A 22172-nucleotide genomic window follows, 5' to 3' on the forward strand; every position below is an offset into this window, starting at 1 on the left:
CGCCGCCCCTGGATTGCTTCGCGTCGCTCGCAATGACGGGCTCAGAGCAAAATCAGCGCTCTTGAGGCTCTGGATTCCCGCCGGGCTTTCAGCCCGAGGGGAATGACAGGCTCCCGATGCGAGTTCTTCAGTCTTCGCCCCAGTGATGATGATGGTGGTGGTGATGGTGATGGTGGTGGTAATAGGGCCGCCCCCAACCGCCGTAACCGCCGTAACCGCCGTAGCCGCCCCAATAATTGCTATGATGATGGTGGTGATGATGATAATAGCGCCGGCGCGGCTGATAGTAATAGTTGTAGTTCGGATAGTAATACTGAGCCTGCTCGACCTTGGCCTCCGGCTCGGGCGCCGCGGTTGCGGCTTGCTTCAGCAGTTCGGCGGCATTGGGAATGGGCTGCAGAAGTTCGGCGTATGAGGTCGGAGCCATCACTTCCGCCAGCGTCTTGACCGCCGGGGCGGCGCTCGCCGCTAAGGGGGTCAGCGCCGATATGGCGCCGACAAGGCCGGCTGTCTTCTTGTCCATGCTGCATTTCCTTTCGGGCGGGCGCGCCGGGGAGACATTCTTCCCCGAGGCGGATTTCCTTGGAGCCACCGGCGATGTTCGTCTCTGGCTCATGAACTTCCCGTGAACGATTTGGCCAGGCGGTCGAACGCCATGAGCGTCTCGACCAAGGCCGCGAGCTCGCGCAGCGGGAGCTGCGTGGCGCTGTCGGAGAGGGCGGCGTCTGGATCAGGATGGGTTTCCAAGAACAGCCCCGCGACGCCCACGGCGACCGCCGCTCGCGCCAGCGCGGCCACGAAGCGCCGCTCTCCCCCCGAGGCGCCGCCGCGCCCGCCCCGCTGCTGGACCGAATGCGTGGCGTCGAAAATCACCGGCGCGCCGGTCTCCTGCATGATGGGGAGGCCGCGCATGTCGGTGACGAGCGCATTATAGCCGAAGCTCGTCCCGCGCTCGGTGAGGAGAACGCCGGCGGCGCCCGCGGCGTGGGCTTTTTGCGCGGGATATTCCATATCCCAGGGCGCCATAAACTGGCCCTTCTTGATGTTCACCGGCCGCCCGGTCTGCGCCGCCGCGGCGATAAGATCGGTCTGCCGGCACAGGAAGGCGGGGATTTGCAGGAGATCGACGACCGCGGCGACGCGGGCGCACTGCCAGCTTTCATGCACGTCGGTGGTGACGGGAAGGCCGGTCTTCTCCTTTACTTCCGCGAGGATGGGCAGCGCGGCGTCCAGCCCCAGACCGCGCGGCGCGCCGCCGCTGGTGCGATTGGCCTTGTCGAAGGAGCCCTTGAAGACGACGCCGATCCCGAGCCGGTCCGACAGAAGCGCCAACTCGCTCGCGACCTCGAGCGCCATCTCCCGGCTCTCCAGCGCGCAGGGCCCGGCGATCAGCGCCAGAGGCCGGTCATTGCAGAATGAAACCGCGCGCGCGCCCTCTCCCACAGAGACAATGCTCATGGCGCTTTTCCCGGCTTGCCGACGAGCCGCGCGACCTCGGCGCGCAGCGCCGGCAGGACCTCCGCCTCGAACCAGGGATTTTTCTTGAGCCAGCCGGTGTTGCGCCAGGAGGGGTGGGGCAGGGGGAAGATCAGCGGCTTTCCGCCCTGAAAGGCGCGCCAGCCGGCGACGGTCTCAGAGACGCCCGCTGATTTGGGCAGCGCATGGCCGAGCCGGGCGAAGTGGTAGGTCTGCGCGTAGCGCCCGATCGCGAGCACGGTTTCGATCTGCGGCATCGCCTCGAACAGGGCGTCGTGCCACAGTTTGCGGCACTCCGGGCGCGGCGGCAGATCGCCGCCCGTCGCGTCATTGCCGGGAAAGCAGAAGCCCATGGGGACGATGGCGACGCGCGACACATCGTAGAATGTGTCGCGGTCGACGCCCATCCAATCGCGCAGCCGCTCGCCAGACGGATCGTTGAAAGGAATGCCGGTCTGATTGACCAGATTGCCGGGCGCCTGACTCGCGACGAGAAGGCGCGCCGTGGGCGAAACCCGCAAGACCGGGCGCGGCGCGTGCGGTAGCGGCGACGGCGCCTCGGCGCAATGGCGGCAGGCGCGAATCCGTGTCGCAAGCGCCTCCAGCCGCTGTCGCGCGCCTGAGGCCATCAGGCCGCCGCGCTCGGACGCGCCGAGATTTCCTGCCGCCAGCGGGCGAGGTGGGGCAGGTCGTCGGGGACCGCGAGTCCCGCAGGCGCTGTCAGCTCCATCGAGACGAAGGCGGTGATGTCCGCGATGGTGAACGCCTCTCCCGCGACATAGGGGCGCTTCGACAGCTCGCCGTCGAGGAAGCGCATGGCCCAGATCGCGCGCGGACGCAGCGACTCGGCGTAGTCCGGGAGCTGGGGCTGCTGCATCGCCGCGAGCTTCGGATGGGTATGACGGAAAATCATGGCCACCGCCAGGAAAAGGGAAAACTCCATGCGCCTTTGCCACATCTCCACGAAAGCCTGCTCGCGCGCGTCGCGCCCGAAGAGCGGCGGCTCAGGATGGAGCCATTCGATATAGCGGCAGATGGCGACGGATTCGGTGAGGACTTCTCCGTCGTCGAGAACCAGGGCCGGGACGGCGCCCATCGGGTTGATACGCCTGAAATCCTCGCCTTTTTGTTCGAGCGCGAGCAGATCGACGCTGCGCGTGGGGATGGAGATCCCCTTCTCCGCGAGGAAAATCCGCACCCTCTTGGCGTTGGGGGCGAGCGCCGTATCGTAAAGAAGCATTTTGGACCTTTCTCTTTACTTGCAATTCAGAATTTAGTCGAAAGCGTGGCTGCTTGTGAGGGGGCTGTTAACATTTACCGGGAATTATCGCATTCGTCGGCTTCCGACGCAGTAACGTCTTGCGTGTGTAAAATGAGTGAAATCACCGCGGAAATGATCGAGCGTGGTCGTGGGCTCGATCCTCAGACTGCGACGCAAAAGCGTCGGCTCGGCGCGCGCGTGCGCCAGGCGCGAGAGCGCCTGACGACCTCCGACACGGGGTATCGCGGCGCTGATCTCGAGCTGCTGCGGGCCTATGCCGAGACGCGCGTCAATTCCGCCGTATCGGCGGTGGCGCTCATTCTGATGATGTCCTTCCTGGCCCTGTATTGGGTCCCGAGCCAACGGATCATCGTCTGGCTCGTTCTCGCCTTTTCCAGCCTCATCCTCTGCTACGGCACGGCCAAGAGCCTGCTGAGCCGGGACGACTCCAAGATCACGGTCAAGGAGTGGCGCACCAAATTCGTCGCGACCGAGCTTATCCATGGCTTCGTCTGGGCCGGCGTCGCGGCGACCCTCCTGAGCGTCAACGACCCCAACGCCCGCACGCTGGTCATCTGCATGATGCTGATGTCCTCGGCGTTCAACACCATGGTGACGGCGACGATTCCGGCCGCCGTCTACGCCGCCATTCTGCCGGCCTCGCTGGCGAGCGTCGCCTATATCGCCGTCGCCGCGCGCGGCGCCCAAACCATCGCCCCCCTCGTCGCAATGGTGGCGGCGAGCCAGGTGTTTTTCTACGTGCTGGCCAGGCGTTTCCACCAGCTCGCCTCCGAAAGCCTGTTCTTCCGCGCCGAGAAGAACGAGCTCATCGCCGAGCTGGAGCAGGCCAAGGCGAATTCCGACGAGGCGCGCCGCCGGTCGGAAGAGGCCAATCTCGCCAAGTCGCGTTTCCTCGCGACCATGAGCCACGAGCTGCGCACCCCGCTCAACGCCATACTGGGCTTTTCCGAGGTGCTGAAAAACGAGCTTTTCGGCCCGCATTCCAACCCAGCTTACAAGGAATATTCCTCCGATATTCATTCGAGCGGCCAGCATCTGCTGATGCTGATCAATGAAATCCTCGATCTCTCGCGCGTCGAGGCGGGCCGCTACGAATTGAAGGAGGAGAGCGTCTCGCTCGTCAATGTCGCGCAGGAGTGCCGCCATCTTTTGACGATCCGCGCCCAGAAGCGCGACATCAATTTGATCGAGGCGCTGGAGCCGAGCATGCCGCGCATCTGGGTGGATGAACGGGCCGTGCGCCAGGTCATTCTCAACCTTCTCACCAACGCCATCAAATTCACGCCGCAGGGCGGGCAGGTGACGCTGAAGGTCGGCTGGACCAGCGCCGGCGGCCAATATGTCGCGATCAAGGACACGGGCCCCGGCATCCCCGAGGAGGAAATCGCCGTCGTCATGGCGTCCTTCGGACGCGGCACGCTCGCGCAGAAGAACGCCGACGAGGGCACGGGCCTGGGGCTGCCGATCGTCAAGGGCCTCGTCGAGCTGCATGGCGGCCAGTTCATGCTGAAGTCCAAAGTGCGCGAGGGCACCGAAGCGATCGTGATCTTCCCGCCCCAGCGCGTGATGAACGCCCTGCCCAAGTTCGAGACGCCGACAGCCCAGAGCCCCGCCCGCCGCACGGCGGCGTGATTCGCTCGCATCGCGCGGCGAACGCTAATTCCATGCGAGCGGAAAGCGCGCTAGCTTCGTGTCATGACGACCCATGACGCAAATCCCGCCGGGGACTCCGCGGCGCTCGTGCTTTTCTCCGGCGGACAGGACTCGACCACCTGCCTCGCCTGGGCGCTGGCGCATTTCTCCCGCGTCGAGACCGTGGGCTTCGATTACGGTCAGCGCCATCGCATCGAGCTGGCGCAACGCGCCGCTTTGCGGGACGGCCTCGGCGCGCTCTCGCCGCTGTGGCGGTCGCGGCTCGGCGAGGACCATACGATCTCGCTCGAGGCGCTCGGCGCCGTCTCCGAAACCGCGCTGACGCGGGAGGCCGAAGTCGCGCTCGGGGAGGGCGGCCTGCCGAATACCTTCGTTCCCGGCCGCAATATCATCTTCCTCACTTTCGCGGCCGCGCTCGCCTATCGGCGCTCCATCGCCGACCTCGTCGGCGGCATGTGCGAGACCGATTACTCCGGCTATCCGGACTGCCGCTACGACACGATTCGCGCCGTGAACCGGGCCTTGACCCTCGGCATGGCGACCGATGTGGAAATCCATACGCCTTTGATGTGGATCGACAAGGCGGCGACCTGGCGCATGGCGCACGACCTCGGCGGCGAAGGGCTCGTCGAGCTCATCGTGGAGGAATCGCACACCTGCTATCTGGGCGAGCGCGGCAAGCGCTTCGAATGGGGCTATGGCTGCGGCGAGTGCCCCGCCTGCAAGCTGCGCGCGGCGGGCTGGGAGAAATTTGTGGCGACGCTGTGAGGGACAATTCGGGCGAACGCCGGGCGAGAGCTCATCCCTCCCCTTTACGGGGAGGGTGGCCCCGCGTCAGCGGGGTCGGGTGGGGTAAAGCCCCAACACAATTGTTGCGGCGTGGCCCCACCCGGCGGCCTTTGGCCGCCGACCTCCCCGTAAAGGGGAGGTATGGGGGCTAACGACGCCAGATTGGAACGTACCGCCATTCAAGCAGTTTCGACTTGATCGGCGGCGTAAAATTTGGCATATCCGGCCGTAACGAGGCGCTGGGCGTTATCCCGGCCAGTGTTCTATTGCCGAGGATAGACCATGAAAGTCCGCAACTCTCTGAAGTCCCTGCGTTCGCGCCATCGCGCCAACCAGATCGTGCGCCGCAAGGGCCGCGTCTACGTCATCAACAAGGTTCAGAAGCGCTACAAGGCCCGCCAGGGCTGAGCCTCCGGGGCTCTCCCCGCAATTGAGCTTTTTCAAAAGCCGCGACGCCGACAGGCTCGCGGCTTTTGCTTATTCCAAAAGGTCTAAGTAGTTCTCCAGTATCGGTCGTGTCCGAAAGGCCGAATTCCGTCGGCTATGCTTTCCTGAATATCTTCAGCTCGAGACAAATCCTAGAGGTCTGCCGACCGCGTCCCTCCTGGCGGCGCATAAGGCACAGCAGGAAGGCTCGATATGAACGATCTTCTTCATCTCCCCGCGCAATACGTCGTTCCGGACGCGGGCGTCGCCCATGTCGACGCCGGCGTCCAAAATCCATCGTCCTTTCCCGAGTGGACGCTGGACCAGATTGGCGCGGAGGACGAGGAGATCAAGAACCGCTGCATCGACCTTGTCCAGAAGGTCGAGGAGCTTTGCGCGGTCAAGGCGCATTTCGTCGAGATTTCGAACTGGATCGGCCATATCCTCGCGGCGCGCGAGGAGACCAACGCCGCCCTGGTCGAGCGCGGCATGATGATCGCGCTGACCGAGGGCGCGCTCGCCGACATGAAGGAAGAAAATCGCGCGCTTTACGAGGAGAGGGACGAGGCGCGGACCGAAAACAGCCTGCTAACCTTGGAGACTGCGCGGCTGCGCGAGGCGACGCAGGCTCATGAAGCGCGGATCGAGACGCTGGAGGCGGATCTGCGCCAGGCTCAGGGCGTCGGCGCTCAGTATCAGGAGGCTTACGAAGCCGAGCGCGCCGAAGTCTATCATCTCAAGGGCGACCTCGACGAATTGCAGGACGCGGTGGCCAAGAACGACCGGCTCATCACGCAGTTGCAGCTCGATCTTTCCGCGGCGCGGGACGAAGCCGCCTTCGCGCGCCAACATGCCGACGTCCTGCAAGCAAATCTCGTCGAAGTTCAGACGCACGCAGGCGCGCTGCAGAACGAGCTGGCGGAGGGGAAGGTCTACGCCGGAGGGCTTGTCGAGCGCATCCGCGAATTGGAGATCGCGCTCGAAACCGAGCGGCGCCAGATCGGCAAGCTCGAGGAGCTGATCGCCTCGACCCATATGGAGCATCAAAGGGCGCAGGCCGCCTCGCGCCTGGAGCTCGAGGAGCATCGCCGTCAGATCGCCGAGCTGGAAGCCAAGCTCGACGAGCAGGTCTCGCGCGCGCAGGCCGCCGAGCGGCTTCTTGTCGAAGCGCGGTCCGAGCTGCAGGAGAAGAGCGACCAGTGCCGCGTCGGCGAGCGTCTGGTTCAGGACCTGGAGCAGAAACTCCTGCGTCTTTCGGAACATTCCGAAGCCACGGCCGCCGATATGCTGGCGCTCAAGGAAAAGCTGGACGCCCGCGAGCGCGCCCATGCGCGGCTCAGCAGGCGCGCCCGCTCACTGATCCGGGCGATGCGCGACCTCTCCGCCCGGCTCGAAAAATCCGAGCAGAAAGCCGCGCTCGCCGGCGACCGGCTGAATGCGGAGCGCAGCCGCTTCGCCGATCAGAAGGCGCATCTCGAACAGGCGAACCGCGACCTGGTGGAGCAACTCGAAAGGGAGCGCGCCTCCGGCAAGGTGACGGCGGGCGCCCTGGAGGCGGCGCGGCAGCAGCGGCTGCTGCAGGCCCGCGAGGAGGAGCCGTCGCGCGACGATCTTATCCTCGCCGATATTCTGGCCCGGGCGGAAAGGGCCCATCTCGAGGCGGAGGCTCTGGCCGCCGCTCAGGCGCCCATCAAGGCCTGAACATGGGCCGCGACGCTGCGGCTCAAGCCTTCGAGATCGTAGCCGCCTTCGAGAAGAGAGACGAGCCGCCCGCCGCATCTCTTGTCGGCGACGTCCATCAGGCGCTTGGTCGTCTCGCTGAAATCCCGCTCGGTGAGGAGAAGCCCGCCGAGCGGGTCGCGTTCATGGGCGTCGAAGCCGGCCGAGATGAGGATGATGTCCGGGCCAAAGTCGCGCAGCCGCGGCAGGACGCGGTCGACGAACGCCTCCTGGAAGGCGTAACCAGACGAGCCGGCCAGCAATGGCGCATTGACGATGGTGTCGTGCTCGCCGGTTTCGTTGCGCCCGCCGGTGCCGGGGTAAAACGGCGCCTGATGGAGGGAGCAGTAAAGAACGCTGCCGTCGGCCCAGAAAATATCCTGAGTGCCGTTGCCGTGATGCACGTCGAAATCCACGATGGCGACGCGTTCGACGCCATGCGCCGCCTGGGCGTGGCGCGCGGCGATGGCGATATTATTGATGAAGCAGAATCCCATGGGCGTCTGCACGCTCGCGTGATGGCCCGGCGGGCGCGTGGCGACGAAAGCGGTGTCGGCCGCGCCGCTCATCACCGCGTCGATCGCGGCGACGGCGCCGCCCGCCGAACGCCAGACCGCCTCGAGCGTCTTGGCGCACATCAGCGTGTCGCTGTCGAGCGCCGCATAGCCTTCGCGCGGCCCGGCCTGTTCGAGCGCATCGAGATAGCTTTGCGGATGCACGCGCAGCACTGCTTCGAGGGACGCGCGCGGCGCATTCACGCGCGTAAGGGATTGGAAGCGCTCGGCGTCCAGCTCGCGCTCTATGGCGCGCAGCCGATCCGGGCGCTCGGGATGCCCCGGACCCATTTCGTGATCGAGACCGCTCGCATGCGTGACGAGAAGCGTTTTCACAAGATCGCCGCTAAAGGGGCGGACGATTCCCGCCCTGTTCCTGTGTTTTTCGCCCATGTCTGTGAAAAATGAAAGACGTCAAGTCCTCATTTGGGGCGGCTTGGGACAATTTCTTCGCGCTGCAACGTGGCGCCCTGGCAACACCAAGGGAATATTGGCTCCAATATGGCGGTGAGGCGGATTGTCCCGGGCGAGTTCGTGATAAGCATTTTTCGTGACTATCCTGCGGCGGAAAGGAGCGTTGGCATGAATTCGAGGCTTTTGGTTGCAACGGCGCTATCCGCGCTCGCGCTCGCTGGCTGTTACAGCGGGACGCGTTTGCCCGAGCCGAAGCTGTCGGGTCGCGACGCCGAATTTCTGGCGCTCGCGCCGAAAGCCGAAATCAGCTCCGAATTCGATCGCTATCTCGTGGATTACAAGACGAACGAGCCGGTTGGCTCGATCATCGTCGATTCCAGGTCGCATTTCCTTTACTACGTGATGCCCGGCGGCAAGGCTGTTCGTTATGGCGTTGCGACAGGGCAGGACGCGATGGGTTGGAGCGGCCGCGCCTATGTTGGCGCGATGCAGGAATGGCCGCGCTGGATTCCGCCCAAGGACATGCTCCAGCGCTGGCCGCATCTGCAGCCGACCGCCGACGCCGGCGGCCTGCCGGGCGGCCCGGACAATCCGCTCGGCTCGCGGGCCCTCTATCTCTATCAGGAGGGCAAGGACACGCTCTACCGCATCCACGGCACCAATGAGCCGGAGAAGATCGGCCAGGGCGTTTCCTCGGGCTGCATCCGCATGCGCGACATCGACGCGATCGACCTCTACAGCCGCGTGAAGGTGGGCACCAAGGTCGTCGTGATCTAAACTATTGTGATTCCCGGCGGGCTGAAAGCCCGACGGGAATCTAGCCACAAGAGCGCTGGTTTTACTCAAAGCCCGTCATTGCGAGCGAAGCGAAGCAATCCAGGGCGGCGATGCGGCCCTGGATTGCTTCGTCGGCTCCGCCTCCTCGCAATGACGGCGGTGATTCCTGTGTGTCCAAACGGCGCGAGCGTCGGGGATGGCGCCGAACCAGTCGAGCAGATCCCGCACAATGACCGCGGGACGAGCCTCCTCCGCCGCGGGGGGAGGCTCTTTCATTTCGAGCCACCCTTCGGCCCGTGCGCCCGCGCACTGTGTCTGCGTCCCTGCCTCCCTAATCTGCGCTTATTCGCCGATGGGCGAGGCGGAGATAGAAGGAGGCTTCCATGCGACAGACAGCGGGATTGGGCGCTTTGCTCGTGGTCTTTCTGGTTCTCGCGCTCGAATTGGCTGGCGCTGGCGCTTATGTCGTCTCGAGCGCTCATGCGGATGCGAGCGATTTTTGCTTCGGCTATGCGCTTTGTCGTTAAGCACGCTCGAGGGCGCCTGGACGGTTTCTCGGAACCGGAGCCGTAGGATCGGCGTTAGTCGGCCAAGGGGGCGCAGGCGCGCAAATTGAGAGGCGAGGCAGCCCCGATATTGCGGCGCAAGGCATTTCGGGGAGGGGCTTATGAGAAAATCACTTATTTTCGGCCTTCTATCGCTGATGGTGGCGGCAAGCTTCGCGAGCGCGGGGGCCTTGTTCAAATCGCCCTCCGCGGCGGCAGCCGATTTCTGCTTCGGCTACGCCATCTGCGAGTGATACGAGATCCGCTTGATTGGTTCGGTGTTGATCTCGACGTTCGCAGACGAGCGATCGGAATTACCGCCGTCATTGCGAGGAGGCGGAGCCGACGAAGCAATCCCGCGCCGCATCGCTGCCCTGGATTGCTTCGCTTCGCTCGCAATGACGGGCTCCGAGCAAAACCAGCGCACTTATGGCTCTGGATTCCCGGTCGGGCTTTCAGCCCGCCGGGAATGACACGTCCCCATGCGAGCTACTCAAACGGAAACGGTATGAGCGCTTACGCCGCGCCCCGCGATTTCACCAGGGCGCGCAGGCGGGCGATCTGTTTTCTCAAGAGTTCCCCGTCCCCGCCCAGGTAGGCTGCGAGATTGGCGCGCAGCTTGGCGAGTCCTTCCGCCAAGCGCTCTTTGTAAGGCTTCACGAGCTGAGACGCCCAGGCGCGCACGTCGAGGACCGTCGCATAGAAACGTGCGAACCATGGCATCTGCAAAAGCTTGTCGCGGCAGATGTCGAACAGGAAGGCCTCGACGCCCAGCGCCAGCATTTTCGCCAGCAGAATGACGCCGACGCCCGCCAGAATATGGCCATGCGCCAGCAGCGCCAAGGCGGCTATTTTAAGCGGCAATATTCCAGCGATCGGGCCCACGAAAAGGACCAGCGCCATGGGCGGCGAGAGCTGCGCGACAAGAGCTTTCAGCCAGGGCTCTAACCGTTCCACGCCGAGCCAGCGCTCGAGCGCGTGCAGCCCGTCCTTGAGATGGTCCCAGAGCCAGCTCTCGATCAGGAAGAGAAGCGCCAGCGTGAACCAGAAGGCCCGCGCCAGCCGCGGCTTCAACCAGCCGAGAAATGCATTCACTTGTTCCATCGGGCGCTCCAGCAGCAGTCCGGCAAGAATGTAAGCGTCCGATCGTGAACGCCAATTTGGTTCGGCGCCCCTTCCGGAGACTCGCGCAGCGAGCGATCGGGAAACCCGCGCTTTTGTGGCTCTGGATTCCCGGTCGGGCCTTCAGCCCGCCGGGAATGACAAGGCCCAATGCGAGCTGCTCAAACGGAAATGGCGTCAGATATGGATCGCCCGCTTGGCCACGGCGAGCGCCGCCTCCTTCATCGCCTCCGACATGGTGGGATGGGCGTGGCAGGTGCGCGCGAGGTCCTCGGAGGAGCCCGAGAATTCCATGAGCACAGCCGCTTCCGCGATCAGCTCGCCGGCGCCGGCGCCGAGGATATGGACCCCCAGCACCCGGTCGGTGGCGGCGTCGGCGATAAATTTCACGAAGCCGTCGGTCTCGCGCATGGAGCGGGCGCGGCCATTGGCCGAGAAGGGGAATTTGCCGACGGCGACGTCGAGGCCCTTGGCCTTGGCGTCTTCCTCGGTGATTCCCACCGAGGCGACTTCAGGGCTCGTGTAAACGACGCTCGGAATGACGTTGTAATTCACATGGCCGGCCTGGCCTGCGAGGATTTCGGCGACGGCGACGCCCTCATCCTCGGCCTTATGGGCGAGCATCGGCCCGCGCACGACGTCGCCGATGGCGTAAACGCCCGGGACATTGGTGGCGAAATGGTCGTCGATGATGACGCGCCCGCGCTCCAGCGCGACGCCCGCCTCTTCGAGCCCGAGGGCCTGCGTATAGGGGATGCGGCCGGTGGCCACCAAAACGACGTCCGCCGCGACTGTATCCGAGGTTGCGCCGTCGACGGAGGAATAGGAGACCACGACGCCATCGCCTTCGCGCGCGACGCCGGTGACCTTCGACGCGAGCTTGAAGGCGAAGCCCTGTTTTTCGAGGAGCTTCTGGAAGCGGCTGGCCACTTCGAGATCGAAGCCCGGCAGCACGCGGTCGAGATATTCGATCGCCGTCACTTGCGCGCCGAGCCGCCGCCAGACCGAGCCGAGCTCCAGGCCGATGACCCCCGCGCCGATGACGACGAGCCGTTGCGGAACCTTCTCCAGCGACAATGCGCCGGTGGAGGAGACGACGAGCTTTTCGTCGATCTGAATTTCGGCGCCGGAAGCATCGCGCAAAGGCGCGACCGCCGAACCGGTGGCGATCACGATATTCCTGGTTTCGAGGGTCTGCGACGCGCCATCGGCGCCGGTCACTTCAACTTTGCCCGCGCCAGCAAGGCGGCCGACGCCGCGATAGGCGTCGACCTTGTTCTTTTTGAACAAAAAGGCAACGCCGTTTACATTCGCGCCGACTGTTTCGTTCTTGTGCTTCATCATCGCCGCGAGATCGAGCTTCGGCGGATCGACGATCACGCCGAGCGGCGCAAGGCCGTGGCCGGCCTCCTCGAACATATGGGAAGCGTGCAGCAGCGCTTTCGAGGGAATGCAGCCGACGTTGAGGCAGGTTCCGCCATAGGTCGGGTCTTTCTCGACGACGGCGGTTTTCAGGCCCAATTGCGCGGCCCGGATCGCGCAGACATAGCCGCCCGGACCCGAACCGATCACGACAAGATCATAAATCATGAATGCCGCTCTTCAAGATTGGCGCCGAAGGCCCTGAGGCGCAGTCTGCTTGCGTGGGGCGCGGTTCAGACGAAAGGTTTTAGCCGGCCGCCCAAAGGAAGATCGCGAGGGCAAGGACGCCGATCGCTGTCTGGCCGATTTCCAGCTTGCCCCAAAGATCGATCACTTTGCGCGCCTCATGCGCGGCGTCGGCGGCGATGAGGCCGAGGATGCGGTTATTGAGCGGCACGATCGCCCAATAGGTGTAGGGCCATGACGCCAGAATAACCAGGGCGCCGAACAGCCAGCGAATGTCGTCGAGCTCGCGAAAGGCGATGAAGCCGAACAATGCGGCAATCGCCGCCAATCCCGCGAGCACAATGAAGCCGCGATGATCGGAGGGCTCCCATTCCTTGATGAGCGCATCGTCGCTCAAGGCGAGACGCGCCGGCTGCTCGACGTAATTCACGTAAAGAGAGGCGCCGGTAAAAGCCCCCGCAGCGGCGAGCGCAAGCGAAGCTACGATCATGTTCGATCCTCTGGAAATCGGCTGTCGGCTCGGTGGTCGATGAAGAATTCAGCGGATCGGCGCTGACGCCGATCCGCCGATCGCCGTCTCACGCAGACTCGATCGCCTCCTCGTCGCAGACGACGCGGGCGCTGGCTTCCGCTTCCGCCGCGACGTCGAATTTCAGCGAACGAATCGCCTCCTCCTCGCGCGCCTTGTCGGTGAAGTGATCGAAGAACATCTTCATCGTGCGGTCGATGCCATGCGCATTGATGCGCCGCGTATCGTCGCGATAGAAGCGTCCCGTATTGGGGGAGATGTTGACGAGATCAAAGGACGGGAAATAGGCGATGTTCGGCCGCGCCCGCACGACCTCGTCCGCCGCCGCCCGCAAAATAGATTTGACGGCGACATTGGAGACGGCGACGTGCCGGTCTTCGTAGGTCGCGATGATCCCGACCGGCGACACGCTCAGGATGATGCGGACTTTCGGATTGACCTCGCGAATACGATCCACGGCGGCGAGGAAGTCGCGCACGACTTCGCTCACCGTCATATTGTAGAACTCGTAGACGTTTTCGTCCCATGTCCCGCCGGCGACGCCGGGCGCGAGCTGCAAGATCGCGCCATCCGCCTTGTGGCGCCAGGTCTCGGTATGGCCGAAGGTGAAGACGAAAACGTCCATCGTCTCCAGCATGTGACGCACGGCGGCGAAATGGCTTTCGCGATCGGCGCGCATCGCCTCGACCGTCTCATAGGCGTCCGGCTCGATGCGCGGGCGGAAGGGGTCGACAAAGCGGCCGTCCTCCGGGCGATTCCAGTAATCGAGCGACGGCGTGAAACGCCCATAGACGCGCTCGATCAACTGCCGCAATTGCGCGGTCGTGTAGAGATTGCCATAGCGGCAGGAATACATCGAGTAGTTGCGCCGCAGCGCTTCCTCGGCCGACATCCCCTGCGGCGGTTTTTCGGCAAGATAATAGGTGTAGCCGCTCGTCTGCAGGCGATGGGCGATTTCCTGCGCGAAGCAGCTTCCCGCAGTCGCCACGCGATCTTCGCGGGCGATCTTGAAGGGCATGGAAATCACCGGGTCGATGGCGAAGGGCGGCAGTCCGGTCACAGCCTTGCGCCAGAAGCGATGGTCGGGTAGGGAGCTATAGGGGTTGTCTGCCAAGGGCAAACTCCTCGTCGATTCGAATCGATCTTCGCAAACGGACCTCGTAGCGCTCGTCTTCGTTGCGCATATGGCGCGCCGTTGCGTGTGAGCGGACCATAGACGCGGCGCCGCCTCTTGTCACCAGCCCAGGGCCGGAAGACGGGACGCGCCCCGGCGAAACTGGTGAATGACCGTATGTTATCTCAAATCGACAAGCAGATTTTCCGCACGTGGCGCCAATATGCGGTCGAGCCGCACATCGCCAAGCTGACCGGCCGCGTTATCCGCGCCACGGGGCCGCGAATCGCCGTTATCGGCAATTGTCAGGCCTTCGGGATCGCCTATGCGATGAAGGTCATGAATCCGAGCGCCGTGGTCGATCACTTCTCGGCGATCGGCCACGCCAAGGCCTCGATGGACCTTCTGGTCAAGACGCTGGATACGTATGATTACATCTTCACGCATGATTTTCTCGCCGGCCATTTGCGCGGCGGCGGAGATTCGGAGGAGCTGCGCAGCCGTCTGCCGAAGACGACGCTGACGCCCGCGATCAGTTTCGCGGCGTTTCATCCCGACCTCATCTATATCGAGGACAAATCGCAACCGCTGCACGGCTTCATCTTCGGGCCGGTCGGGCCCTATCATTCGGCGCTCGCCCTTTTCGCCTACCGCGCGGGGCTTTCGGTCGAGGAAGCGCGGGCGCTGTTCAATGAGAATGTCTTTCAGGCCCTGGGCTATTTCGATGTCTGGAACGACGCTGCGCGGGAGCTGCTCGAGACGTCGAAAGCGCGTTTCGGCGTCGATCTCTCGGAAGATCTCATGAAATGGGCGCGCCGCGGCGTCTTCATGTACAGCATCTTGCATCCCAAGAGCTTCGTGCTCTTCGATATTGCGCGGCGGATGTGGGAGAAAGTCGGCCTGAAGCCGCCGTCGACGGATTTCAGCTATTACGAAATCCACGACCTCGCGCGTGCGGAAATCTTCCCGGTCTATCCGGGAATCGCCAAAGTGTTCGGCGCGCAGGGCGGCTATCTGTTCAAGCTGCAGAACCACCATCTCGCCAATTCGGTCGGCGATTTTCTCAACCTGCCGCAATATCTCGCGGCGTCTTTCAAGACCTATGAAAAGGCGGGCCCGGAGCGGCTCTCCAATGCGCGCGTCGATGCGTGGATTGCGGATGAGCAGACGAAAAATCTGCTCCTTGGTCTTGCCCGCGAAAACCTCAAAGCAGGGCTGACGCCGACGTTGTAAGCAGCGCAGCGGGGACCGCGAGCCTTCAGGCTCGCCAGAGCGCCATGACGCCCCTCGTGCTTCGAGACGCCTGCTGCGCAGGCCCCTCAGCATGAGGGGCTTCTGCATCTACGCCAAACACTTAGGCCTCATCGTGAGGAGCGAGCGACGCTCGCGTCTCGAAGGACGAGGCCGCCTCGGAGGTTTATCGAAAAGCTGGCGAGCCTTCAGGCTCGCTGCCCTTTCTTTAGCGCGCCTGAAAGCGCGCGGTCCCCTTCAGGCTTCGACTTTCTCGATTTCGCTCGTGAAGGCGCAGATGCGCGGCGCGATGTCGCGGCGGAAGCGCGAGCCGTTGAAGACGCCGTAATGGCCGACGCCCAATTGCAGATGATGCGCCTTACGCGCATCGGGGATGCCGGGGCAGAGCGCTTGCGCCGCGTAGGTCTGGCCGACGCCTGAAATATCGTCCTTCTCGCCCTCGACGGTCAGCAGCGCCGTGCGGCGGATCGCCGCGAGGTCGATAAGCTCGCCGCGATGGCGCAACAGGCCGAGCGGCACCTCATGCCGGATGAAGACGTGCTCGACCGTCTGCAAATAGAATTCGGCGGTGAGGTCCATCACCGCGAGATATTCATCGTAGAAATCGCGGTGCTTTTCGGCCGAGTCGCCGTCGCCTTCGACGAGATGGTTGAACATTTCGAGATGCGCCGAGACATGGCGCTCGATGTTCATCGCCATGAAGCCCGAAAGCTGCAGAAAGCCCGGATAGACCTCGCGGCCCATGCCGGCATGCGGGAAGGGCACGGTGTGGATGCAGTGACGACGGAACCAGTCGATGCCGCGCTTCTCGGCGAGCTGGTTCACGGCCGTGGGATTCACGCGCGGATCGATTGGCCCGCCCATCAGCACCATGGAGTCCGGCGCGGCGGGGTCATTCGCGGATTCCAACGCGGCGATGGCGCAGATCAGCGGGACAGAGGCCTGGCAGACGCCGAGCGTATGAACCGGCCTGCCGTCCTGCGCCAGATGGCGCAGCATGTCCTCGAGATAATCGATGTAGTCGTCGAGATCGAACCCGCCGTCTATCAGCGGCACGGTGCGGGCGTCGGCCCAGTCGGTAATGTAGACGTCGTGGGTCGGCAGAAAGGCTTCGACCGTGCCGCGCAGCAGCGTGGCGTAATGGCCCGACATGGGCGCGACGATCAGCAGCTTCGATTGCTTCGGCTCCTCGCCCTCGAAGGCCCGCTTGAAATGCAGCAGGCCGCAGAAGGGCTTGATCCAGACATGCTCCTCGACGATCGAGACCTCGACGCCGTCGATGGTCGTCGTATCGAGTCCGAAGAGGGGCTTGCCGTAGCGGCGCGTCATGCGCTCGAAGAGCTCGGCGGAGGCGGCGATGCTGCGCCCGAATGACGTATGCGAAAATGGGTTGAGAGGGCTCTTGATCGTATGGAGCAGGGCGTCGGTCGCCGCGCGCGCGGGCGCGAAGGCCAGATGCAGCATCTCATAAACCTGGTACGACATACGGTCCATAATCACGCGTCTCCTGGCGCTTCTACGCCTCCGTTATGTTGCGCTGCACAATCTCCCCTTAACATATTCGAATTCCGGGAAAATGAAAGGGCGAGCTCCATCCGGTTGTCCGGGGGAAAGGATCTCGCGTTTATCCTTGAAAAACAGACTATCTAGCGCCCGCGAGGGCGCCGACGACCATAATAAGCCAAAGCATGGCCAGCGCAGCCTTGTAAATCCTCAGGGCGCGAAAAATATCCTCAGCCGTCGCCTTGCGCCGTCCGGTCCCCAGGGTAGCGCCAACGATTTCGAGGTCGTGATAGCGGCGCGGACCGCCGAGCGAAAGTCCCAAGGCGCCGGCCATCGCCGCCTCCGGCCAGCCGGCATTGGGCGAGGCGTGCTTGGAGGCGTCGCGCAAGGCGGTCTCATAGGCGTCCCGCGCCGGCGCGCCGGTCGCCCATGCGGCTGCGACGATTAGCCCTGCCGCCAAGCGGGCGGGCATCAGGTTGAAAAGATCGTCGCAGCGCGCCGCCGCCCAGCCGAAAGCAAGATAGCGCGCGGATTTGTGGCCGATCATGCTGTCGGCGGTGTTGACCACTTTGTAGAGCAGCGCGCCGGGCAGGCCGAAGAGCGCGAGAAACAGCGCCGGCGCGACGACGCCGTCGGAGAAATTTTCGGCAAGACTTTCGATCGCCGCGCGGGCGACGCCGGCTTCGTCGAGCAGGGTAACGTCGCGGCCCACAATTTTACCGACCTCGCGGTGCCCATCGTCGAGCGAGCGGGAAAGCCCACGCGCGACGTCGGCCACATGGGCGTAGAGGCTCCTTTGCGCGAGGAGGCTCGATGCGAGGACGGCGAGCGCGATCCAGCCGTAAGGGAGCGAGAGGGCGAGGCTTTCGATAATCGAACCGGCGACGAGCGCGGTCGCGGCGAGCGCGACGAGCGCGGCGGCGCCCTTGGCGCGGCGCAGAGTGAAGGGGTCGCTTTCAAGATTGAGGCGCTTGTCGAGCGCTAGGATGAGCGCGCCCGCCCATGTGACAGGGTGGCCGACGCGGCGGAAGAGCCGGTCCGGATAGCCGCAGAGAGCTTCGATGGCGAGCGCGAGGAGCGCGGTGGCGGCGTTGGTCATGCGGTCGTCAGCAACGACCCATGACGACGACCCTGTCATTCCCGACGCGCGCGCAGCGGGCGATCGGGAATCCAGAGCCGAAGGCGCGCGCGGTCACCCTGGATTCCCGGTCAGGCCTTCGGCCCGCCAGGAATGACAACCCCGTCATTGCGAGGAGCGGAAGCGACGAAGCAATCCAGGAGCCGTGATGGCGCTCTGGATTGCTTCGCTTTGCTCGCAATGACGGATGCGCCACGCCCTTTATCGCCCGAACAGCCCAGTTATGGACGCCTTGGCCAGCGCATTGCCGTTGATGGTGAAGCCGGCGACCGCCGTGCGGCCGTGCGCCGCGTCGCCGAGCTTGTCGATCTTCAGCGCATAGACCGTGAAAATGTAGCGATGCGGCTTGCCGGGCGGCGGGCAGGGGCCGCCATAGGCCTTCTCGCCGAAATCGGTTTCGAGCTGATGGGCGCCGGGCGGCAGCTTCTTGCCCGAGGCGTCGCCGGCGCCCTGCGCCAGGCTGCGCACGTCCGGCGGAATATCGACAACGAGCCAGTGCCAGAAGCCGGCGCCGCCCGTCGGCGCATCGGGATCGTGGACAAGCACGGCGAAGCTCTTCGTGCCGGCCGGCGGGTCGGTCCAGTTGAGCGCGGGCGAGAGATTGCCGCCCGTGCAGCCGAAGGAGTTGTAGACATGTTTCATGTCAATGGTCTTGCCCTCGGCGAGGTCCGGACTTTTCAGCTCGAAGGCCTGCGCGCCGCCGGCGTCCGCCGCCGCGAGCGCCGCAAAGGCGAAGAAGGACGAAAGGCTGCGTCTCATGGGCCAAGCTCCTGTCGAATGAAACCGGCGCTCCTTTTAGCGGATCGTTCGGCCGGTGTCGCGTTGCGCCGCTAATTGCTAAAGAAGACGCATGACAGACGCGCCAAAAGATCGACCGCTGCGCCGGGGCTGGACCACCGGCGCCTGCGCCACGGCGGCGACGCGCGCGGCTTATCAAGCGCTTCTCACGGGCGCGCCGCCGCCGGACCCTGTGGAAATCGCTCTACCCTCCGGCAAGCGCGTCGCCTTCGCGCTGGCGGAGTTTACGCGCGGCGATGATTTTGCCCGCGCCGGCGTCGTGAAGGACGCCGGCGACGACCCGGACGTCACCCATGGCGCGTTGATCCGCGCCACTGTCCGCCGCGCGGCGCCGGGCGCGGGAGTGTCTTTCAAGGCGGGGGAGGGCGTGGGCGTGATCACGCGTCCCGGCCTGCCGTTGCCGCCGGGAGAGCCCGCCATCAATCCCGTGCCGCGCCAGATGATGCGCCAGACAATCGCGGAGGCTGCTTCGCGGCTCGGCGTTGGCGCAGACGCCGAAATCGAGATTTCCATTCCCGGCGGCGAGGAGATGGCGAAACATACGCTCAACGGACGCCTGGGCATTATCGGCGGCCTGTCTGTTCTCGGCACGACGGGCATCGTCACGCCTTTCTCCTGCGCGGCCTGGATCGACAGCATTCATCGCGGCGTCGATGTCGCGCGCGCGAGCGGCCTCACGCATATTGCGGGAACGACAGGCTCGACGTCGGAAGCTGCGGTGAAGAAGCTCTATGATTTGCCGGACGCCGCGCTGATCGAAATGGGCGATTTCGTCGGCGGTTTCTTAAAATATCTGCGCACGCATCCGGTCGCGCGCGTCACGATCGGCGGTGGATTTGCGAAGATGACCAAGCTCGCGCAGGGCCGGTTGGATTTGCATTCTGGCAGGTCGAGCGTGGATTTCGCGCGGCTTGCGCAGAGCGCGCGGGCGGCCGGCGCGAGTGATGAGATTGCGCGCGAGATCGAAGATGCAAACAGCGCGTTGGAGGCGTTGCAGATCGCGCAGCGTGCGCATGTCGATCTCGCGGGTGAAATCGCCAGGCTTGCCTATGCGACAGCGGCGCAGACGCTGGGCGCCAGCGAAACAGAGGTCGAGGTGATCGTCTTCGATCGCGAGGGCGGCCTTTTGGCGCGCACCGGATTCAAAAGAGCCGAGCATGTCTAATACGGATTTCACTCCATTGGCTCGGTGTCATTCCCGACGCTCGCAAAGCGAGCGATCGGGAATCCAGCGCCGAACCAGCGCACTTATGGCTCTGGATTCCCGGTCGGGCTTTCAGCCCGCCGGGAATGACGGGTGGCATGACCGCAAGGGCCCGTCTTTGCGAGGAGCCGGAGGCGACGAAGCAATCCAGAGTCTCCGCGCGGCTGCTGGATTGCTTTGCTTCGCTCGCAATGACGGTGCGCGATGATTGAGAATCCGCGTCTCACTTTCGTCCTCGGCGGCGCGCGTTCGGGCAAGAGCGCCTATGCCGAAAGCCTCGTGATGGCGCATCCCGGGCCGTGGACCTATATTGCGACGGCGCAAGCCTTCGACGATGAGATGCGCGCGCGCATCGCGACGCATCAGGCGCGTCGTGGCGGCGAGTGGCGCACCGTCGAGGCGCCGCAGCATTTGCCCGAGGCGATTAGCGCCGCGCCCGCGGATTTGCCGCTGCTGATCGATTGCCTTGCCATCTGGCTCTCCAACAGAATGTTTGTCGAAGCCGATCTTATTGCGGATCGCGCCGCCCTGGTCGCCGCTTTATCTGCGCGCGAGGCGCCGACGGTCGTGGTGTCGCCGGAGGTGGGACTGTCGATCGTGCCCGAAAACGCGCTCGCCCGCGCCTTCCGCGACGCGGCCGGCCTGCTGCATCAGGAGGTCGCAAGGATCGCTAAGGATGTGGCGCTGGTTGTGGCTGGGTATCCGATGAAGGTGAAGTCGTGAGAGCCCCCTCCCTGTCCCTCCCCCGCTAAAGCGGGAGAGGGGACGCTCGCGATCCGCATTCTCGATGATGGCGACAACCCGCTCCCTCTCCCACGAAGTGGGGGAGGGCTGGGGAGGGGGCGCTAAGTCGAGGGGGTCAAACCCCCGCCGCTTTCAGCCCCTTCTCCAAATCGGCGAGAATATCGTCGATATGCTCGAGGCCGATCGAAAGCCGCACATAGCCGGGCGTCACGCCGCTCGCGAGCTGCGCTTCCTCGCCGAGCTGCGAATGCGTCGTTGTTGCGGGATGGATCGCGAGGCTGCGTGCGTCGCCGATATTGGCGACGTGATAGAACATCTCCAGCGCGTCGATGAAACGCCGGCCGGCGTCTGCGCCGCCCTTGAGTTCGAAGCCGATGAGCGCGCCATAGCCGCCCTTGAGAAATTTGTCGGCGCGGGCGCGCGTTTCGCCGCTCTGATGCGAGGGATAGATGACTTTCGTGATCTCGCTACGCTGGCCGAGGAAATCTGCGACCTTTTGCGCATTGCTCACATGGCGCTCCATGCGCAGCGTGAGGGTTTCGATCCCCTGCAAGGTCAGAAACGCGTTGAAGGGCGAGGGCGCGGAGCCGAGATCGCGCAGCAGCGTCGTGCGCGCCTTGATGATATAGGCGATGGGACCGAGCGCCTTGACCGCCTCGACCCACACGGCGCCGTGATAGCTCGGATCAGGCGTATTGAGCGCCGGCTGGCGCGCCGGGAACTTCTCCCAGTCGAAATTGCCGCCGTCGATAATGGCGCCGCCGATCGACGTTCCGTGGCCGCCGAGATATTTCGTCGTGGAATAGACGACGATCGCCGCGCCGTGATCGAAGGGGCGTGCAAGAAGCGGCGCCGCCGTATTGTCCATGATGAGCGGAACGCCATATTCGCGGCCGATCGCCGCCACTTCTGCAATCGGGAAGACTTCGAGCTTCGGGTTGGGAAGCGTCTCGGCGTAATAGGCGCGGGTGCGCTCGTCCGTGGCGCGGCGGAAATTCTCGGGGTCGGCGGGATCGACGAAGCGCACCTCGATGCCCTGGTCCTTTAACGTATTGGCGAAGAGATTCCAGGTGCCGCCGTAAAGACCGGTGGAGGACACGACATTGTCGCCGACGCGCGCGATGTTCTGGATCGCGAAGGCCGAAGCCGCCTGGCCGGAGGAAAGCGCCAGCGCGGCGACGCCGCCTTCGAGCGCGGCGAGGCGCGCTTCCAGAACGTCGGTCGTCGGGTTGCCGATGCGCGTATAGATCGGCCCGAGCTCCTTCAAGGCGAAAAGATTGGCGGCGTGCTCGGCGTCGCGGAATTGATAGGATGTCGTCTGATAGATCGGCACGGCGACGGCGCCAGTAGACTTATCCGCGCGCCAGCCTGCATGAAGCGCAAGCGTTTCAGGATGTTTTGATTCGATGGCCATGGCAATTTCCTCCTGCAAAGCTCAATTAAACGAAAAACGCGGCGCAAGGCGATCTTTTCTTGCCGGCTTTGGCGGCTCTCCCATCTAGGCTCTTGGGGCTTGCCCGGTCCGC

At 64.3% G+C, this 22172-nt stretch carries 23 protein-coding genes; 10 read left to right on the top strand and 13 right to left on the bottom strand.

What is annotated here, in order from left to right:
- Nucleotides 1–127: 127 nt before the first annotated feature.
- From JJT62_RS07670 to JJT62_RS07685, 4 genes are all read right to left on the bottom strand, one after another.
- Nucleotides 128–523, bottom strand: a complete 396-nt coding sequence (locus JJT62_RS07670; protein WP_202072131.1) for a hypothetical protein — start codon at nucleotides 521–523, stop codon at nucleotides 128–130.
- An 89-nt stretch (nucleotides 524–612) separates the two neighbouring features.
- On the bottom strand, nucleotides 613–1458 hold the full coding sequence (kdsA, locus tag JJT62_RS07675) for a 3-deoxy-8-phosphooctulonate synthase (RefSeq protein ID WP_202072132.1): 846 nt from the start codon (nucleotides 1456–1458) through the stop codon (nucleotides 613–615).
- Complete coding sequence (locus JJT62_RS07680; RefSeq protein ID WP_202072133.1) at nucleotides 1455–2105, bottom strand: uracil-DNA glycosylase family protein; 651 nt, start codon at nucleotides 2103–2105, stop codon at nucleotides 1455–1457. Before JJT62_RS07680 ends, kdsA begins: the two co-directional genes overlap by 4 nt.
- A complete protein-coding gene (locus JJT62_RS07685; protein ID WP_202072134.1) occupies nucleotides 2105–2716 on the bottom strand; it encodes a glutathione S-transferase family protein in 612 nt (203 codons plus the stop codon). Before JJT62_RS07685 ends, JJT62_RS07680 begins: the two co-directional genes overlap by 1 nt.
- A 132-nt stretch (nucleotides 2717–2848) precedes the next feature.
- On the opposite strand from JJT62_RS07685, the gene JJT62_RS07690 reads away from it, so the two are divergent.
- The 4 genes from JJT62_RS07690 to JJT62_RS07705 all read left to right on the top strand — a co-directional run bounded on the left by JJT62_RS07690 (nucleotide 2849) and on the right by JJT62_RS07705 (nucleotide 7327).
- On the top strand, nucleotides 2849–4390 hold the full coding sequence (locus JJT62_RS07690) for a HAMP domain-containing sensor histidine kinase (RefSeq protein ID WP_202072135.1): 1542 nt from the start codon (nucleotides 2849–2851) through the stop codon (nucleotides 4388–4390).
- 63 nt (nucleotides 4391–4453) lie between these two features.
- Nucleotides 4454–5179, top strand: coding sequence for a 7-cyano-7-deazaguanine synthase QueC (gene queC / locus JJT62_RS07695; protein ID WP_202072136.1), 726 nt, complete (start codon nucleotides 4454–4456; stop codon nucleotides 5177–5179).
- 303 nt (nucleotides 5180–5482) lie between these two features.
- Nucleotides 5483–5608, top strand: a complete 126-nt coding sequence (ykgO, locus tag JJT62_RS07700; protein ID WP_036283477.1) for a type B 50S ribosomal protein L36 — start codon at nucleotides 5483–5485, stop codon at nucleotides 5606–5608.
- A gap of 231 nt (nucleotides 5609–5839) precedes the next feature.
- Nucleotides 5840–7327 (top strand): hypothetical protein, encoded by a 1488-nt coding sequence (locus JJT62_RS07705; protein WP_202072137.1) that lies wholly within the window; start codon nucleotides 5840–5842, stop codon nucleotides 7325–7327.
- Here the strand turns inward: JJT62_RS07705 and JJT62_RS07710 are convergent.
- Complete coding sequence (locus tag JJT62_RS07710) at nucleotides 7306–8235, bottom strand: histone deacetylase family protein (RefSeq protein ID WP_370568503.1); 930 nt, start codon at nucleotides 8233–8235, stop codon at nucleotides 7306–7308. The genes JJT62_RS07705 and JJT62_RS07710 overlap by 22 nt on opposite strands.
- Before the next feature lie 246 nt (nucleotides 8236–8481).
- Between JJT62_RS07710 and JJT62_RS07715 the strand changes: the two genes are divergently transcribed.
- The 3 genes from JJT62_RS07715 (at nucleotide 8482) to JJT62_RS19365 (ending at nucleotide 9889) form a co-directional block, all read left to right on the top strand.
- Nucleotides 8482–9090, top strand: a complete 609-nt coding sequence (locus JJT62_RS07715; RefSeq protein WP_202072138.1) for a L,D-transpeptidase — start codon at nucleotides 8482–8484, stop codon at nucleotides 9088–9090.
- Nucleotides 9091–9473: 383 nt separating this feature from the next.
- Complete coding sequence (locus JJT62_RS07720; RefSeq protein WP_202072139.1) at nucleotides 9474–9617, top strand: hypothetical protein; 144 nt, start codon at nucleotides 9474–9476, stop codon at nucleotides 9615–9617.
- Between the two features lie 140 nt (nucleotides 9618–9757).
- A complete protein-coding gene (locus JJT62_RS19365) occupies nucleotides 9758–9889 on the top strand; it encodes a hypothetical protein (RefSeq protein WP_255537213.1) in 132 nt (43 codons plus the stop codon).
- Between the two features lie 262 nt (nucleotides 9890–10151).
- Here JJT62_RS19365 and JJT62_RS07725 read toward each other — a convergent pair whose 3' ends face one another.
- The 4 genes from JJT62_RS07725 to JJT62_RS07740 all read right to left on the bottom strand — a co-directional run bounded on the left by JJT62_RS07725 (nucleotide 10152) and on the right by JJT62_RS07740 (nucleotide 14008).
- Entirely contained in the window at nucleotides 10152–10739 is a 588-nt protein-coding gene (locus tag JJT62_RS07725; RefSeq protein WP_202072140.1) for a hypothetical protein, read from the bottom strand.
- A 195-nt stretch (nucleotides 10740–10934) separates the two neighbouring features.
- Nucleotides 10935–12347: a dihydrolipoyl dehydrogenase gene (gene lpdA / locus JJT62_RS07730; RefSeq protein ID WP_202072141.1), complete on the bottom strand. Its 1413-nt coding sequence runs from the start codon at nucleotides 12345–12347 to the stop codon at nucleotides 10935–10937.
- Nucleotides 12348–12426: 79 nt separating this feature from the next.
- Nucleotides 12427–12855: an anthrone oxygenase family protein gene (locus tag JJT62_RS07735; RefSeq protein ID WP_202072142.1), complete on the bottom strand. Its 429-nt coding sequence runs from the start codon at nucleotides 12853–12855 to the stop codon at nucleotides 12427–12429.
- 88 nt (nucleotides 12856–12943) lie between these two features.
- Nucleotides 12944–14008, bottom strand: coding sequence for a GSCFA domain-containing protein (locus tag JJT62_RS07740; protein WP_202072143.1), 1065 nt, complete (start codon nucleotides 14006–14008; stop codon nucleotides 12944–12946).
- A 177-nt stretch (nucleotides 14009–14185) separates the two neighbouring features.
- Between JJT62_RS07740 and JJT62_RS07745 the strand changes: the two genes are divergently transcribed.
- Nucleotides 14186–15241 (top strand): WcbI family polysaccharide biosynthesis putative acetyltransferase, encoded by a 1056-nt coding sequence (locus JJT62_RS07745; protein WP_202072144.1) that lies wholly within the window; start codon nucleotides 14186–14188, stop codon nucleotides 15239–15241.
- 255 nt (nucleotides 15242–15496) lie between these two features.
- Here JJT62_RS07745 and JJT62_RS07750 read toward each other — a convergent pair whose 3' ends face one another.
- The 3 genes from JJT62_RS07750 to JJT62_RS07760 all read right to left on the bottom strand — a co-directional run bounded on the left by JJT62_RS07750 (nucleotide 15497) and on the right by JJT62_RS07760 (nucleotide 18659).
- Nucleotides 15497–16753 (bottom strand): polyhydroxyalkanoate depolymerase, encoded by a 1257-nt coding sequence (locus JJT62_RS07750; RefSeq protein ID WP_202072145.1) that lies wholly within the window; start codon nucleotides 16751–16753, stop codon nucleotides 15497–15499.
- Nucleotides 16754–16901: 148 nt separating this feature from the next.
- The gene (cbiB, locus tag JJT62_RS07755; RefSeq protein WP_246744773.1) at nucleotides 16902–17900 is read right to left on the bottom strand and encodes an adenosylcobinamide-phosphate synthase CbiB; all 999 of its coding nucleotides are present in this window, start codon (nucleotides 17898–17900) and stop codon (nucleotides 16902–16904) included.
- A 201-nt stretch (nucleotides 17901–18101) separates the two neighbouring features.
- Nucleotides 18102–18659: a YbhB/YbcL family Raf kinase inhibitor-like protein gene (locus JJT62_RS07760; RefSeq protein WP_202072146.1), complete on the bottom strand. Its 558-nt coding sequence runs from the start codon at nucleotides 18657–18659 to the stop codon at nucleotides 18102–18104.
- Nucleotides 18660–18750: 91 nt separating this feature from the next.
- On the opposite strand from JJT62_RS07760, the gene JJT62_RS07765 reads away from it, so the two are divergent.
- Nucleotides 18751–19863: a cobalt-precorrin-5B (C(1))-methyltransferase gene (locus tag JJT62_RS07765; protein WP_202072147.1), complete on the top strand. Its 1113-nt coding sequence runs from the start codon at nucleotides 18751–18753 to the stop codon at nucleotides 19861–19863.
- A gap of 243 nt (nucleotides 19864–20106) precedes the next feature.
- Nucleotides 20107–20625 (top strand): bifunctional adenosylcobinamide kinase/adenosylcobinamide-phosphate guanylyltransferase, encoded by a 519-nt coding sequence (cobU, locus tag JJT62_RS07770; RefSeq protein WP_202072148.1) that lies wholly within the window; start codon nucleotides 20107–20109, stop codon nucleotides 20623–20625.
- Nucleotides 20626–20761: 136 nt separating this feature from the next.
- On the opposite strand, the gene JJT62_RS07775 is transcribed toward cobU, so the two are convergent.
- Nucleotides 20762–22060, bottom strand: a complete 1299-nt coding sequence (locus JJT62_RS07775) for an O-acetylhomoserine aminocarboxypropyltransferase/cysteine synthase family protein (protein ID WP_202072149.1) — start codon at nucleotides 22058–22060, stop codon at nucleotides 20762–20764.
- Nucleotides 22061–22172 lie beyond the last annotated feature (112 nt).

The organism is Methylocystis sp. Sn-Cys, assembly GCF_016745395.1.
GTDB lineage: Bacteria > Pseudomonadota > Alphaproteobacteria > Rhizobiales > Beijerinckiaceae > Methylocystis > Methylocystis iwaonis.